14 protein-coding genes are annotated in these 15,684 nt (G+C 56.5%); 6 read left to right on the forward strand and 8 right to left on the reverse strand.

The genetic code is table 11. From position 1 onward, the window contains the following. Positions 1-18: 18 nt before the first annotated feature. Together ACR3FB_RS20665 and ACR3FB_RS20670 are read left to right on the forward strand one after the other, a co-directional pair. Positions 19-621 carry an XRE family transcriptional regulator gene (locus ACR3FB_RS20665; RefSeq protein ID WP_170637784.1) on the forward strand — a complete coding sequence of 201 codons (603 nt, stop codon included), beginning with the start codon at positions 19-21 and terminating at the stop codon, positions 619-621. 27 nt (positions 622-648) lie between these two features. Then, complete coding sequence (locus ACR3FB_RS20670; protein WP_170637782.1) at positions 649-927, forward strand: IS66 family transposase; 279 nt, start codon at positions 649-651, stop codon at positions 925-927. Between the two features lie 940 nt (positions 928-1,867). Here the strand turns inward: ACR3FB_RS20670 and ACR3FB_RS20675 are convergent. The 7 genes from ACR3FB_RS20675 to ACR3FB_RS20705 form a co-directional block, all read right to left on the reverse strand. Then, positions 1,868-2,932: an ABC transporter ATP-binding protein gene (locus tag ACR3FB_RS20675; protein WP_480566830.1), complete on the reverse strand. Its 1,065-nt coding sequence runs from the start codon at positions 2,930-2,932 to the stop codon at positions 1,868-1,870. After that, positions 2,932-4,179 (reverse strand): MGH1-like glycoside hydrolase domain-containing protein, encoded by a 1,248-nt coding sequence (locus ACR3FB_RS20680; RefSeq protein WP_480566831.1) that lies wholly within the window; start codon positions 4,177-4,179, stop codon positions 2,932-2,934. Before ACR3FB_RS20680 ends, ACR3FB_RS20675 begins: the two co-directional genes overlap by 1 nt. 5 nt (positions 4,180-4,184) lie before the next feature. Further along, entirely contained in the window at positions 4,185-5,393 is a 1,209-nt protein-coding gene (locus tag ACR3FB_RS20685) for a carbohydrate ABC transporter permease (protein WP_480566832.1), read from the reverse strand. Continuing rightward, positions 5,393-6,628, reverse strand: a complete 1,236-nt coding sequence (locus ACR3FB_RS20690; protein ID WP_480566833.1) for a carbohydrate ABC transporter permease — start codon at positions 6,626-6,628, stop codon at positions 5,393-5,395. The genes ACR3FB_RS20685 and ACR3FB_RS20690 overlap by 1 nt, the downstream gene beginning before the upstream one ends. 58 nt (positions 6,629-6,686) lie before the next feature. After that, positions 6,687-8,042, reverse strand: a complete 1,356-nt coding sequence (locus ACR3FB_RS20695) for an ABC transporter substrate-binding protein (protein WP_480566834.1) — start codon at positions 8,040-8,042, stop codon at positions 6,687-6,689. A 21-nt stretch (positions 8,043-8,063) separates the two neighbouring features. Further along, positions 8,064-9,194 (reverse strand): LacI family DNA-binding transcriptional regulator, encoded by a 1,131-nt coding sequence (locus ACR3FB_RS20700; protein WP_480566835.1) that lies wholly within the window; start codon positions 9,192-9,194, stop codon positions 8,064-8,066. 184 nt (positions 9,195-9,378) lie between these two features. Next, positions 9,379-10,578 (reverse strand): ROK family transcriptional regulator, encoded by a 1,200-nt coding sequence (locus ACR3FB_RS20705; RefSeq protein ID WP_170768184.1) that lies wholly within the window; start codon positions 10,576-10,578, stop codon positions 9,379-9,381. 188 nt (positions 10,579-10,766) lie between these two features. Here ACR3FB_RS20705 and ACR3FB_RS20710 point away from each other — a divergent pair, with 188 nt between their 5' ends. From ACR3FB_RS20710 to ACR3FB_RS20725, 4 genes are all read left to right on the forward strand, one after another. Beyond that, entirely contained in the window at positions 10,767-11,786 is a 1,020-nt protein-coding gene (locus tag ACR3FB_RS20710; RefSeq protein WP_170380654.1) for a sugar ABC transporter substrate-binding protein, read from the forward strand. Between the two features lie 117 nt (positions 11,787-11,903). After that, positions 11,904-12,974 (forward strand): ABC transporter permease, encoded by a 1,071-nt coding sequence (locus tag ACR3FB_RS20715; protein ID WP_170380653.1) that lies wholly within the window; start codon positions 11,904-11,906, stop codon positions 12,972-12,974. Further along, a complete protein-coding gene (locus tag ACR3FB_RS20720) occupies positions 12,974-13,756 on the forward strand; it encodes an ATP-binding cassette domain-containing protein (RefSeq protein WP_480566837.1) in 783 nt (260 codons plus the stop codon). Before ACR3FB_RS20715 ends, ACR3FB_RS20720 begins: the two co-directional genes overlap by 1 nt. Before the next feature lie 122 nt (positions 13,757-13,878). Beyond that, a complete protein-coding gene (locus tag ACR3FB_RS20725) occupies positions 13,879-14,424 on the forward strand; it encodes a nucleoside/nucleotide kinase family protein (RefSeq protein ID WP_480566839.1) in 546 nt (181 codons plus the stop codon). A 765-nt stretch (positions 14,425-15,189) separates the two neighbouring features. Here the strand turns inward: ACR3FB_RS20725 and ACR3FB_RS20730 are convergent. Continuing rightward, positions 15,190-15,471: an HlyU family transcriptional regulator gene (locus ACR3FB_RS20730; protein ID WP_170380651.1), complete on the reverse strand. Its 282-nt coding sequence runs from the start codon at positions 15,469-15,471 to the stop codon at positions 15,190-15,192. Positions 15,472-15,684: the final 213 nt, after the last annotated feature.

The raw sequence follows: 15,684 nt of genomic DNA on the forward strand, positions 1-15,684 counted from the left end.
AAAATCAGGGAGATTTCTATGGTCGATGACAGCCTGAACGACGCCGTCGGGCCGGAAGAACAGGACGAAGGCGCTGCTTTGGGGCGCTCAATCCGGGATGCGCGCCGTGCAAAAGGGTGGACGTTGGAGGAAGCCGGTCGGGCGGCGGGAATCGGTCGCTCAACACTTTCCAAGATCGAAAACAACCAGACGCGACCCAGCTTCGATATTGTACGCAGGCTGACCCAAGCGCTGGAAATGAGCACCCCGCAACTGTTCCTGCAATCAGGTCAAAGCGGTATTTCGGGCCGCCGCGATTACACTCCAAAAGGCCAGGGCGAGATGAAGGACACCCCAACATATCTGCACGAGTTGCTCTGCCCTGAACTAACCAGCAAGCGAATGCTGCCTTACATCGCGACGATCAAAGCCCGTGATGTGTCTGAATTCGAGAACTGGATCAGACATTCGGGTGAAGAGTTTATGTACGTGATCAGCGGTGAGTTAACCTTTATTTCGGAACACTACCGCCCGTTGACCATGAAGGCCGGGGATTCCCTGTATTACGATAGCGGAATGGGTCACGGTTGCATCTCGACGAGCAAAGAAGACGCAAAAGTCTTGTGGGTTTCGCTAGAGTGATTTGAGCGCACAGTCGGTTGGACTCGTATGTCACGGCCGCACAAACGACGCGCCCGCGCCTCCGCCAAGTTTCCCGTCGGTGGGGCTCTGAGCCAAACTCCCAAACACTTGGACGGACTGATCGTCTTCCTCCACGATGATTTATTGAAACTGGATTTCAACAGCGTCAAATGGACAATCCGTTTAATAGCCCTGATCAGGACAAACGCGTTGTTCGCTAGACACAAGACCGGAGTTCAAAATTGGGCATTCCTCGCCTCAATGAACGAAACCTACAAACTCAATGGCGTGGACCGCCCCGCCTAGCTCGCCCGAACGCTGATCGCTATCGTCGGCCTGATGCCCAGGAACTACGCCTCTGACGTGTGATCGGCACAAAGCTCGCGCTAAACGGGACGGTTTACAGCCGTGTTGTCGAAGCACTGAGCGAAGGAAAGTCATCCGCGCGGCGCTGGACACAATTGATGGCAAAGCCGCCTTCCGCGCGGGGCAAGTCTTTTTCGTCGATTCCGAACGCGGTCCAGACGCACCTGTCAGCCTGTACATTCTGAACAAACCCCATCGCGACAAGTCAAAGCTATTGTTCGGCTCGATGTCTTATCTCGCTTCGTCGTCCGGCCGAACGCCAACCTCTTCTCCTGTTGTATGGAAAAAAGCTGAAAACTACCGCTCAGTCCGAGAGCTGTTTTCGAAAAGCGGAATCGTCGATTTAAAAAGCACCAAACTGGATATGAGGATTCGTCAACACCTTCTTGGTGCGCCCACAGGCTCTGGTGCTAAGATTATTGCTGAGTAGAAGAACCCCAGGGTAGCTGCGTATCAGGGTCGGTGCCCATTTGTTTCTGCTGGTGGGGGTGGATCACGTCTCAATAGCGAGATCAGTAAACATGTCTGATCTCACCTTTTTTGCATGCCGTGTAGTTCTATCTGCGGTACACGGTGCCTTGTCGTGACCTCGAAGAGAACGCGGCGTGCGGATGGAACACGCCACGTTCAACAGGTGAATTGCTGAGTATTCGCCGATGGTCGCAGCGCGCGCGCAATTGAAGAAGCGACCAACGCTGAGTTCGCGACAAATGGATGTACCTCTATCGAGCCGCTAACATTGCTGGAAGCGGCAATTCTCTAGCTCCACGCCGGCTAGTTTTCGGTTATTTGCTGAGATCGAAGGATGGGTGCGTCCATTAAGTCGCTGGTTCTGGCCGTCGCATAGGTTTGCGACGCATCCTCAAACATCTCGAGAGTGTCACACCCGTTCATCTGGGCTGATCGTCTGCCCTGCCCCGTCGAAAAATTGCAGTTTCTCGGGTGCAAAATACAAGCCGATTTGCTTTCCGGCTTTGATCTGCGTGTCCCCGCCAAGGCGAACCGTCACCTTCTCTTCAAACCCGCAATCGACGATGATGAACATATCTGCGCCAAGATACTCGACCACCTCTACCTTGCCGTCGCTGTGACCCGAGCCAGGTTCGACCACACTGATATGTTCCGGACGGATGCCCAGCATCGTGGCGGTACCAGTCCGATCAAACGGGCCGCCTCCACCGTTTTCCAGCTGAAACTGATCGCCAGACACGGTGCAGGGAATGACGTTCATTTTCGGACTGCCGATGAACTGCGCCACGAACAGGTTGGCGGGGCGTTCGTATAATTCGCGTGGAGTACCGACCTGCGCGATCTTACCGAATTCCAGCACCACAATGCGATCGGCCAGTGTCATCGCTTCGACCTGATCATGAGTCACATAGATCATGGTGCGGTTCAGGCTCTGGTGAAGCTTGGCAATCTCATACCGCATCTCGACCCTAAGAGCGGCGTCCAGGTTGGATAGCGGTTCATCGAACAGGAATGCGGTGGGGTCACGCACAATAGACCGACCGATCGCCACGCGCTGACGCTGACCGCCGGACAGGTCTTTAGGTTTGCGTTCCAAATAGGGTTCCAGCTTGAGTACCTCGGCAGCTTTACCCACGCGTTCAGCAATCTCGCCCTTGGATACGCCCGCCACTTTCAGCGAGAACCCCATATTTTCGGCCACCGTCAAGTGAGGATAAAGCGCATAGGACTGGAACACCATGGTCAGCCCACGCTTGGAGGGCGGATTGTCGGTGACGTCATCCCCATTGATCAAAAGTGACCCGCGCGAGATGTCCTCGAGCCCACCGATCATCCGCAACAGGGTCGATTTACCACAGCCCGACGGGCCAACGAAGACGACGAACTCACCCTCTTCGATCTTTAGGTCGATGCCTTTGATCACTTGCACTTCGCCGAACCATTTTTCGACGGAATTGAGCTCTATGCTGCCCATCAGTTCCTCCCTGCCCAATGCAGCCAGACGGCAGCGGTCCATGTGAATGAGTTGCCCCCAGCGGGACTGCCGGTAATCGGGTCGTAATATTCGGCAAATCCGTGGCCTGCGATCAGACGACCGGTTTTCAGGCGCAGTGCTTCGGCCTCAACCCCGTGGCCCATATCCTTCAGACCGAACCCCGTCAGCATGTTCATGAATGCCCATGTTGGCCCACGCCAATATCGGCGTTCGTCAAATTTGGGAGATTTATGATCATAGCTAGGGATCGGGTGCGGAACCGTGGTCAAAACAGTTTTCAATCGGTCCAGCATTTGCTGGGATTCAATGCCTGCATACCAACACAGATAGCTTGCATTTGAAACGCTTTCGGCCCATTTGCCCGTATGCGCATTTCGGGAATCAAAGGTGCCCAAAGCCTCGTTCCACAGTGACTTTGCGCCCGCCTCGAGCCGGTCTACGTCTTCACCGAGGCCTTCGGCACTGATCCCCAACTCCTCACTTATCGCCAGCAGATCGCGGGTGGCGCGTAGAGTTGTGAAACTCATCGTCGGATCGGCGACGCGGAATGGGTTCTTCTCTAGCAATTGCTGCTGATCCCAGCCCGCTTCACGCCCAATCTGGACAAGTTTGATGTAGCGGTCATAGTCGTATTTGGTGGGCCGGTCGGCGCTGTTCACGTGGCTCGTGTCGCGACGCTGGTATTCGCCCACGTCTGAGGCATCAATACTCGCCATTGCGTCGTCCCAGTCCGGTGCATTGTCACGCCCAGCCTCCCAAGGGTGAGTGGTGCAGACCGCGCCGTGGTCATCGAGACGCCATGTCATGAACCAACGATGCCAGGCCAGCATAGCCGGGAACAGGGCGCGGAGGCGAGCTTCACCAGCCGCGCGGTCTTTCTCCCATACCCGCCGGGCCATGGTAGCCGCCAGCGGTGGCTGGGTTACGCCAGAGGAGGCAATCGGCCCGATGCCGCCCCAGACATCCGGCCCAGGGAAATAGCCTGGATCTGTTTTGTGGAACAGGATGTGGGGGACCATGCCGTCCTCCCACTGGCCTGAGAACAGCGTATCAAGCTCAGTCCAGGCACGGTCGATATCGAACTCGGCAAAACCCAGGGCTGCGATCGCGCTGTCCCAGTTCCATTGGTAGGGATAGAGCCCGCTGGTCGGGATCGTATAGCCACCCCGATCATTAGCGATCAGGATATTGCGTGCTGACTCTGTCGGCGAAGTAAAGTGGTTCATTTCTGTCATCCTTTGACCGAGCCAGCCGTCAGGCCTTTGGTCATGAAACGTTCAAGCCCCAGGAACAGGGCCATGATTGGAACAGTGGCAATCACCGCGCCAGCCATGAGGTGTTGGCGAGGGATTTCCGAAGAGTTCAGCATTGTGACGCCTCGGGTTAGAGTGAATTTCGAGGGATCGTCCAGCAGCATGAAAGCCAGAAGGAATTCGTTCCAGGCGATCATGAAGACATAGAGCGACACCGAAGCCAGAGCCGGCAGGCTGAGCGGCAGGGTGATCTTCCAGATCACCGCCAAGCGCGAGAGACCATCCATCAAGCCGGCCTCTTCGACCTCGGTCGGGAGACCACGGAAATACCCCTGCAGCATATACAGCGCGACCGGGATCGTGGTGACCGGGTAGATCATGACGATGCCTAGGATCGAGTTGCGCAGGCCGGTCAGCGAGAACGCGATATAGATCGGCAGCGCCAGAACGATCATCGGCACCATGTAGATCAGCAGGATCGAGCGCGAGAAGGCCTTTTGCCCTTTGAACCGGAAGCGCGCGACTGCATAGGCCCCCGGAATGCTGAAGGCCAGTGTGATGAAGACCGTCAGCACCGAGACGTAGAAGGACGTCCACAGGTACGAGCCAAAATTGAAGTCGCGGAACAGTTCCGTATAGCTGCGGAACAGCGCCCAGCCCTGATCCAGATCCAACGAGAAATCCAGCGGGTTCTGCAACAGCGCCTGCTGCGATTTCAGGCTGGTCATCACCATCACGTAGAAGGGGATGACCACGATGGCCGTAAAGAAGATATAACCGAAACCGGTACAGAACCTGATCACGGCGTCTTCGAACTCGTGACGGGTCAGTTCGCCAAAGGGCAGCTCTTTCAGGATTTCAGCCATCGACAGATGCATGACCACTGCAATCGAAACCACGGTGGCCGATAACGCCAGCAGAGTTGTGTCCGAGCCGATCAGAACCGGGCCAAAGCCTGTCAGGCAAGTCAGACCCAAAAGGGCCGACACTCCTAGACGCGCCGAGGCATGACGAGCGGGAAAGCGGACATATACCAGACCAGCCAACGCGCCCCAGATCAGGCTCAGCAGAACCTGCGGACGGAAGGCCGCGCCCGTGGCGAAGGACATGGTGACCGCAATGGTGGTGGCGACCACCACCAGCCACAGCGCGCCCAGGATCGGGCCAGTGATATACCCTTGGCGCATCACAGACCCTCCTCACGGCTGATGAATTTGAAGAAGACAAAGCTGAAGGCGATCAGGCACATCAGGATGACCACGGCCACGGCCGCGCCTGCCCCAATGTTCGATACCGCAAAGGCCTGTTCATAAACGTTCACAGTCAGGGTGCGGGTGCCCGCGTTGCCTCCGGTAAGCAGGAAGATGTCGTCGAACTTGTTGAACGTCCAAATGAAGCGCAGAAGGAACAGGACCGACAGGATGCCCAGCAATTGCGGGATGCTCAGCAGCCAGAACTTCTGGAACGGTGAGGCCCCATCCATATCCGCCGCTTCGTACATGCTGGAGTCGATGGACTGCATCCGCGCCAGAATGAACAGGAAGGACAGCGGGAAGTAACGCCAGATTTCGAACACGGTGACCATGATCAACGCCAGTGGGCGTTCCCCGAAGAAGTTGATCGGCTCGCTGCTCAGCCCCATCTGCACCAGCAGCGCATTAGCCGAGCCTGAGAACGGATCAAACAGCGTGACCCAGGTAAAGGCCACGGCGATGACGGGGGCCACGTAGGGGAACAGGTACAGGCCACGGATAAAGCCCTGCCCCTGGAAGCTTTTGTTAAGCAGCAAGGCGGCGAACAGGCCCATAACCAGCGCGCCGATGGTGCCGAAGACAGTGTAGAACAGGGTGACCCAAAGCACGCCCCAAAACTCGTCGCCGTCAAACACACGGGCGAAGTTCTCCAGGCTGAACTCGAAATTTGTCAGGACACTAGGGCCGCTGCCGGTGACTGTTGGTTCAGACCCTTCAACCAGATCTTCGAAGGCGTCCGGTTCGCCATCGACCGCAACGGGAACGCGAATGCGCTCGCGTTGGCCGCCATCCAACTTACCAAAGTCGCAAAACAGCTCTTGCCCGTTCAGCGCGCAGGGGGCTGCAACGTCGCCAATTGGCGTGACGCCGTCGGGTAGGACATCCCGGACTGTCACGCCATCGATCGCAATATCCTGACTAGAGTTGCGTAGGCGGTATTCGATCCGCAGATCATCACCCGATCCGCGCAGGCTTTCACGCACGACCGGAGCAGGCGGGCGCAGGTCAGACAGGGTGAAGGGCTTGAAGCTGATCCAGAAGATCGCCAGCAAAGGCAGGATCACAACCAGCGACACACTGATGATGGTCGGAGCCAGCAGCGTCCAGGCCAGACGCGCCTCGCGTTTGGCTAACGCCCCGGTTCCTGTCGGTGGGGAGGCCGAAGTCATGGGTTACCTCGAAGGGTTTAGGGGCAGCGGCGCACACGCCGCTGCAGGTGCCGGGTGGTTACTGAACCTTGGCCAACTCTTCGTTCATCGCCGCAATGGCTGCGGCCGCGTCGATCTCGTCGTCAATATACTGGCGAACGACGCGGTTTATGGCCTGGCTGTTGATCATCTTCGATGCCAGCGCCAGTTGGCCTTCGGCCACGCCCCAGCGCTGCGCCACATCCAGACCGCCAACGATCTCGTCGATCATGGATTGTTCGTACAGCTCACCCAGGGGCGCTTTGCGGTCGACACCAACAGGCAGCTCTGCCCAGGCCTCCGAGAACGCGGTCGGGTTGTCGGCATTCCCACGACGGACCGGGAACTTGCCCTCAGGCGCGATTGCCAGCGTTTGGGTGTAACCGTCGTCCATGGCGAATTTCACGAACTCCATCGCTGCATCGGTATCGGCATCGTTGGTGATACCGAAGTACCGCACGTCACCCCAGGCCGCGCCATCTGGATTCGACGGACCGGACAGTTTGGTCACGATGCCAGTCTTGCTGGCCAGATCGCGCGAGGTCGGATCGTCATTGATGGTCGGCGGAGCGCTGTCACGCAGACCTGCCAGCTCGTCCAGGATGAAAGGCGACCAGATGATCATTGCAGCCTTGCCATCAAAATACAGCTCGCGGGATTGCTTCCAGAAAAGCTCACCCGGAGGTGACGCCTTGGAGATTGCTTTGTAGAAATCCAGAACCTCGGTGGTCTTGGCTTCGTCCAGCGGCTGGAACCCATCGGGACCCACAGGCGACACTCCATTGGCTAGGAACACATGCTCCAGCACCTGGCTCATGAAGTTCTCGTCGACCTTGGTTGCCGAGACAAAACCGTACATTTCCGGCGGGTTATGCAGAGTCTCAAGCGCTGCCTGAATATCGGCAAAGCTGTCGGGGGCCTCCAAACCGGCCTCTTCGAACAGGTCCTTTCGGTAGACCACCATCTGGGTCCAGCCATCGACTGGCACCGAGGCGGTTTCGTCGTTGAACGCAGCCATCGCCAAGGCACCGGGGGCAAAAGTGTCAGCACCCAGTTCTTCTATCACTTCGGTCGCAGCTTCGGTGTCCAGAATACCAGCCTCGGCCCAAGGCAAGGCGTATTGCAGCGTGTGATAGACAACATCCGGCAGGTCGCCCGCAGCAAATGCGGCCGTCGCGCGCGTGCCCAAATCGCTCTCGGTGACCGGGATCACCTCAACCGTGGTACCGGTTTCGGCTTTAAACTGGTCCGCCATCTCTTGCTGTTTGGCCAGACGTTCAGGTTGCTCCTCGGTGGTCCAAAAACGGATCGTGTCGGCCTGAACGGATAGCGCTGTCAGCGCCAGCGCAAGTGACGAGCCAAGCATCAGCTTCGCAGCTTTGGGTGTTAGTTTCATCGGTGTCCTCCCCGGTTATGTTCACGTCAGATGGTTTAGTTTCTGCGCCAATTCGTGTGACGTCAGGTTTGGTGGCCCGTCCGAGTCACCTCCGATCAGGGTGGCCTCGGCCAGCTCTCGCAAGTCTGCAGCCGCTTCGCCACGGATTTGCTGGATCAGCAAGGTCGCCAGCCGTTCACCGGCCGCGCGTGAGTCGACTGAAAATGTGGTCAGTGCAGGGCGCGCGTAGCGGCATTCAGGAATGCCGTCATAGCCAATCACTGATATGTCGCGCCCGATCTCGAACCCCTGATCCTGTGCATCCGCGCAGAATCCAAGCGCGGCCAGATCGGTCGCAAAGACAATCGCCGTTGGAGGTTGATCCAAGGCCATCAGCACCCGTCCCTGAGCCGCACCATCTTCACGCGTGCGCGCCCCTTCCTGGATCAGATCCGGATCCAAGGGCAGACCAGCAGCGTGCAAACCTTCGGCATATCCGTCACGGCGTAGATGCGCATAGTTGAACTTTGGATCGCTGCCGACAAAGCCTATGCGTGTATGTCCCAAATCGCTCAGTCGCAAAACGGCGCTACGCATCGCGCTTTCCCCGGCAATGTCGAACCACGAAGTCTCGTCCCAGTTGTTCGGTTGTCCATAGCCGGTGCGCCCATACAGAATATGAGGTACCCCAAGACTGCGCAGCAGGCCAATACGGGCATCCTTCACCGCTGTCCGCGGTAGAATGAATCCATCGGCCTTCCGTTCCTCGTAAAGACGGCTCAGTACCTTCAATGTATCTTTTTCGGAGGTCGCCGTGGAAATGGTCATGGTCCAGTCCAGGCTGCTTGCCGCTGCGCAGGCTCCGGCCAGAAAATCCTGCAAGAAGGGATTGTGCTGATCCGGCTCCTCGCTGTTGATAACCATAGCTATCGCACGAACTTGCCCGGTACGGATCGCCTGCGCATGGCTGAGCGGCCGATATCCCAACACCCGAGCCGCTTTTTCAACCCTCGCGCGAGTCGCCGACGATATATCTGGATACCCGTTAAGCGCGCGCGAAACCGTGCTTTTGGACAAGCCCAGATGCGCTGCCAATTCGTCCAGTTTCACCCGGCCCGTGACGGTTGCGTTACTTGACTGGTCACGCGGTGGATATGAAAGATTCGCGGTCATTGAAGCTATTTGTTCGCTCCGAAACCGGTTTCGGCAACAAAAAAGTTAAAAAAAGTGCAACTTGGCTATTTTTTGGACGTTATTTGAATTGCGTCAGAACACTTAAAGAACACGCGTAAGGGCTTTGTAGTAGCGTTGGGACAAGTCGCATTGGTGCGGCTAGAGCGTGCCTGTTTGAGGATGGCTACATCCCAGAAAGCCCAGCATTGGTGTTCAATAGAAACTGACGGAAAATTGGGCTGCTTGCCGCTCCAATACCGCGGGCGTTTTCTCCAACAGCTGCAGCTTCGACAACCGGAGGAATCAAACCGCGTTTGTCTTGGTTGGCTAGATAACGACGAACCCGTGAGACCAGCTCTTCCCGTATTTCAGGTGGGAATGCGCCGTCGATGAAAATCGCTTCAAAGTCGATGACCGCGCAAATAGACAGCGCAGCCTTGGCCAGTTCCTGTGCCGTGGTGCCGATCCAGGGTTCGACATAGCGAGAAATGCTGCTCCAATCCTGTGGCTTTTTCCACAAGATTACCGGATCAATACCCGCTTCGATCAGCCTATCCTCGAGCAGAAACAGCGATGCAGTGTCGATCAGTTGCTGGCTCTCACCCAAAGGACCCGTTGTCCGCATGGCGCCCAAGGCACCGGCATTGCCTTGGTTGCCCTCAAATACGGTGCCATTCAAGGCAACGCCTCCGCCAATCATTGAGCCGATGAAGAAGTAAAAGTAGTCTCGGTACTCGGCCCCGCGGCCATAGAGGTGTTCGGCGTGACACGCGGCAGTCGCGTCATTGACCACAAATACCGGCAGGTCGCTGAACTTGGCCACTTCGGAAAAAAAATTCACGTTTCTCCAGGATTTGAATTTCTGAGCCGCAAGCCCAGACAGGTCGTGCCATTTCCACAGCTCGAACGGTGTACCGATCCCGATCCCGCATACCCGGTCGCGGAGCTTCTGGGGTTCATTGGCCAGAAGGTCTTGCAGTCCTTCCTCCAAAAACCCGAACACAGCTTCGGGAAGCGGGTAGTCATAAGTCGTTGAGAGCTGTTGGCGTGGCTTGCCGGTGAAATCGATCAAAAGAAGATCGGCACTGCGGCGACCGATTTTCATTCCCACCGACAGGATGCCTTCGGGATTGAGTTCCATGGGGATCGAAGGTTTCCCAACTTTTCCCTTCAAAGGTGTCCCACGTTTGAGAATCTCGTCCTTTGCGAGCTTACGCAAAATGATCGACACGGTCTGCGGGGACAGGCCCGTCAGCCGCGCGACATCGGCCCCGGCGGCAGGTCCATGCCGTTGTAAAACCGTCAGAATCAGGCGTTCGTTGTGATCACGAACACCGCTCTGGCTTACCCCGCCGGTTAGTATTTTCAGCGCCTCTCTTTCCATTACCCTAAACATAAACGCCTTGTTTTCTTATGAAAAGATGCGCAGCCAAATTAATAAATAAACTTTATTTATTTATTGACACGGCGGCTAGAATCACGGTTTCTTGAGCATGACCTTCATTGGAGGATGGAGGCGCGCCTTGTCGCTAATTCGCGCGGGGCCACAACAATTTTCTGGGAGGAGACTAAATGAGAAATCTATTTAAGATTGCCGCATCCGCCACAGCGCTGACTTTGGCTGCAGCATCCGCACAGGCGGCTGGAGAAACCGTTTGCCTGATCACCAAGACCGATACCAACCCCTTCTTTGTCAAGATGAAGGAAGGTGCGACCGCTAAGGCAGAAGAGCTGGGCATGACGCTCAAGGCGTTTGCCGGCAAGGTCGATGGCGACCATGAAACTCAGGTCCAGGCCATTGAGACCTGCATTCTCGATGGCGCAAAAGGCATTCTGCTGACGGCATCCGACACCAGCTCGATCGTTCCTGCGGTCAAACAGGCGCGGGATGCCGGCGTTCTGGTCATTGCGCTGGATACGCCGCTTAGCCCGATTGACTCGGCGGACGCGACATTCGCGACGGACAACTACAAAGCCGGTCTGCTGATCGGTCAATGGGCAAAGGCTAAAATGGGCGACGCTGCAGCAGATGCCAAGATCGCGACGCTGGATCTCAACGTCAGTCAGCCGACAGTGGACGTTCTGCGCAATCAGGGTTTCCTCGACGGGTTCGGCGTGGACCTGGCGGATCCGAATGTCATCGGTGACGAAACCGATGCGCGTCTGGTCGGCAGTGACGTGACCGACGGCAACGAAGAAGGTGGCCGCCGCGCGATGGAAAACCTTCTGGCCAAGGATCCATCCATCAACGTTGTTCACACAATCAACGAACCGGCCGCTGCGGGCGCATATGAGGCGTTGAAATCCATCGGGCGCGAAAACGACGTTCTGATCGTTTCGGTCGACGGCGGATGCCCCGGTGTCCAAAACGTCGAAGCCGGTGTGATCGGTGCGACAAGCCAGCAGTACCCGCTGTTGATGGCCTCGCTTGGTGTTGAGGCCGTAAAGAAATGGGCTGAAGAGGGCGTGAAGCCCGAAAACACACCCGGCAAAGACTTCTATGACACAGGCGTAGCGCTCATCACCGACCAGCCGGTTGATGGGGTGGAGTCGCTGTCGGTTGCAGAAGGCCTGGATCTCTGCTGGGGCTAAAGACAGCTCATTTAGGTGAGGCGCGCAGCAGCGCCTCATCAATCCTTTCACCAGCAAACCGAAACTTCCTGTACACTGATTTCGTGGACGCGATGCCAGCCACGAAAAGGGGGAGATATGTCTGAAGCAAACCAAAACGCCCAGGAATTCGAAACCGCCGCCAACGCGTCAGAAACCGTTGCGGAGTTTGAAGATCACCGGCGTGGTGTTCTGGGGAAGTTGCAGCATCTTCTCCACGTCAATCCATCCTTTGTGCCCTTGATCGTTCTGGTTGGCGCGATCGTAATTTTCGGCCTTCTGCTGGGCTCAAAGTTCTTCTCACCCTTTGCGATGACGCTGATCCTGCAGCAGGTGCAGATCGTCGGCATCGTGGCCGCGGCACAAAGCCTTGTCATTCTGACCGCCGGCATCGACCTAAGCGTCGGTGCGATTATGGTGTTTTCTTCCGTCATTATGGGTCAGTTCACGTTCCGCTACGGCATCCCCGTGCCCATAGCCGTGATGTGCGGGCTGGCCATGGGGACCCTGATCGGGGCTCTCAATGGATGGCTGGTCAGTCGCGTAAAGCTGCCGCCCTTTATTGTCACGCTCGGCATGTGGCAGATCGTTCTCGCGACAAACTTCCTGTATTCCGCAAACGAAACAATTCGCAGTCAGGATATCGAGGCCAACGCCCCGTTCCTGCAATTCTTTGGCACAAAATTCAGCGTCGGTGGCGCGACCTTTACGGTTGGTGTTATATTCATGCTCGTTCTGATTTTCGTGCTGGCCTACGCGCTTAAGCACACGGCCTGGGGCCGTCATGTCTATGCGGTGGGGGATGATCCCGAAGCCGCCGAACTATCCGGTGTGAACGTCCACAGAACGCTGATGTCGGTTTATATGTTGTCCGGATTGATCTGTGCCTTTGCAGGCTGGGCCCTGATCGGGCGCATCGGGTCGGTTTCACCTACATCCGGTCAATTGGCCAATATCGAAAGCATCACTGCGGTCGTGATTGGCGGTATCTCACTGTTCGGCGGGCGTGGCTCCATTCTGGGGTCCCTGTTCGGGGCTCTCATCGTCGGCGTCTTTACTCTGGGGCTCAGGCTTCTGGGCGCGGACGCACAGTGGACCTTCCTACTTATCGGACTTCTCATCATCGCAGCGGTCGCAGTCGACCAGTGGATCAGAAAGGTATCGGGCTAATGTCAGACACAACGCCAGTCGTCCAAGGCCGCGGGATCGTGAAGCGCTATGGCCACGTTACCGCCATCGACCATTCCGATTTTGAACTGCGCCAGGGGGAAATACTTGCAGTGATCGGTGACAACGGCGCAGGCAAGTCGTCCATCGTCAAGGCGATCTGCGGAGCCACGATCCCGGACGAAGGCGAGATCCTGATCGAAGGCAAAAAGGTCAACTTCACCTCGCCGATCGACGCCCGGAACATGGGGATCGAGATCGTCTATCAGCAGCTTGCCATGTCCCCTGCCCTGTCGATTGCGGACAACATGTTCATGGGACGCGAGATCCGCAAACAGGGATTCATGGGCAAATACATGCGTCAGTTAGATCGGTCTGCGATGGAGAAGTTCGCCCGCGAAAAACTGACAGAGCTTGGGCTGATGACCGTGCAGTCAATCAATCAGGCGGTCGAGACGTTGTCCGGAGGCCAACGCCAAGGTGTGGCCGTTGCGCGCGCAGCTGCCTTTGCGACCAAATTCATCATCATGGACGAACCGACGGCCGCTTTGGGTGTGAAGGAAAGCCGCAAGGTGCTTGAGCTGATCCAGGACGTAAGGGCGCGTGGCATTCCGATCATCCTGATCAGCCACAACATGCCGCATGTCTTCGAAGTCGCCGATCGCATCCATGTACACCGGCTCGGTAAAAGGCTCTGCACGATCGACCCCAAGGACTATACGATGTCCGACGCCGTGGCCTTCATGACCGGCGCCAAGGAACCTCCAAAAGAGGACGCAGCGTGATCGAGCAGGATGCAAAGCACGTTTGCGATCTGATCTCCTCCCGGAGGCAGGCTGGGGTTCGGACGATTGTTGCAATCGCTGGCCCCCCTGCATCCGGAAAGTCGACCTTAGCGGAAGCCGTTGTGCAATCGCTGAACGCGCAACAGAGCTCGACGGTTCCTTCGGCCACGCTCGTACCCATGGATGGCTACCATCTGGACAATCGCGTTTTGGAAACCCGAGGCTTGCGGGCAAAAAAGGGTGCACCGGAAACTTTCGACGCTGTTGGGTTTTGCACGGCAATTGGGGCGCTGCAATCTGCGCGACATGAATCCTTTCATCCCATGTTCGACCGCCAAATGGACCTGGCCATCGCCAATGCAATTGCGGTTCACCCAGAAACTCCGATCGTGGTTGTGGAAGGGAATTACCTTTTGATGAAAAGCGACCCGTGGAGGACGTTGGAGGATGTTTTCGCCGCAACGGTTTTTGTCAGCCCCACATTGGAAGAACTTGAAAGCAGATTGCAGCAGCGCTGGATTAAGCACGGATTTGACCCGGAAACCGCGCTACAACGCGCGAAAACCAACGATCTGCCCAACGCAGAACGTGTCATCCGTGATAGCCGGAAAGCCGATCTTACATTGAGTCAAAACTACACCGAATTCGGGATGCGCTACGCGTTCTGAACCTGTGCACTGGCTTCAACAAGCCCTTGAGGCAGGGCCTCTGGACAGCTTCAGGTACAATCCAAGTCACCCCAATACGCGATAAGGGCACCTGATGAAATTCTTCGAGGACACCGCAGAAGTAAACGATAACAAAGACCCGACAGGCTTCGGATTATTGGATTGAATGACCACCAATCCAAGCCTAATCGCCAAGTCGGACCGCGTTTTCAAAGAGGTCATTGCATAAATTCGCAGTCTGACGGATAGAGCGGTAACGGCTAAGGTTGCAGCTTTGGTTGCCGCGGGAATGATTGCATAGGCAGAGCACCTCGCGGGGATCGCCAACAACATCATTGTTAAACGGTTTTGTTGCAAAGTTTTGGACGCGCCAAACTGTTTGGGCGATCTCTATTATCTTATGCAGCCAGTTCAGCAATTTGTTGGAAAAGACAGATTTCGGGCTTGAGCTGACCTTTGCGGATCAGGTTTGTGACCTCGACCCCTTCAAGTGTCGCGACGGCTGAAGCGAGTGCTGAGAACCCCAGCGTTTGCTTCGTGTGATCCGCTACAACGCCGCGTTCGCACATTATTTCTGCCAGGTCGCGCTGGAAGACACCCTATCGAACATAAAAGGTCACTGCGAACAGTATCCCGTCCTTCCGATACTGCGCGCCTGCAAAAGAAATCATGATCCAACCTTCAACTGGATCTAGCGGGTCGCCACACAGGCGCTAACGCTACGAAGGTTAAGGGTCAAAAGATGGTAACAGAACCGTCTTCAAGTTACCAATTCCCTGAGCCGAAAAGGCGTTCTCCCTGCTCGTCTATAACCTGCTTCGCCTTGGCGATGCTGAAGCTTTCGGCCTGGTCCCGACTTTCGAAAACATCCGCCCGGATCACCGTGTGGGTCTTGCGATCTCCGTCGATAATCTTTTCGATACGGGCCAACAGGCGGTATTTGCCACCCTCGGCCATCAGGTCGGGGAATATCTCGAACCCTTTGTACGAGACCGGCTCCGGTTCGGTCTTTTCAGCGCCACCGAAGAGTTTTGAGAACAGGGACATAGGGCAGTTCCTTTCAATTTTGATAGTATTGGAAGCTAACTCCGCAATGTGCTGAAGTGAAACAGGTCGTTAGATCAGATCACCCGCCGTCGATCCGATAGCACGCTTGGCGCATGGTCTGAAAGCCCCGAACCGCAGCGAAAGCCCGGTCCACCGCTCCACTATCCATTGCATAAAAGAGCCCTAGGTGGACGTTCGCACAAACCGACTAGC

Source organism: Ruegeria sp. AO1 (genome assembly GCF_056535985.1).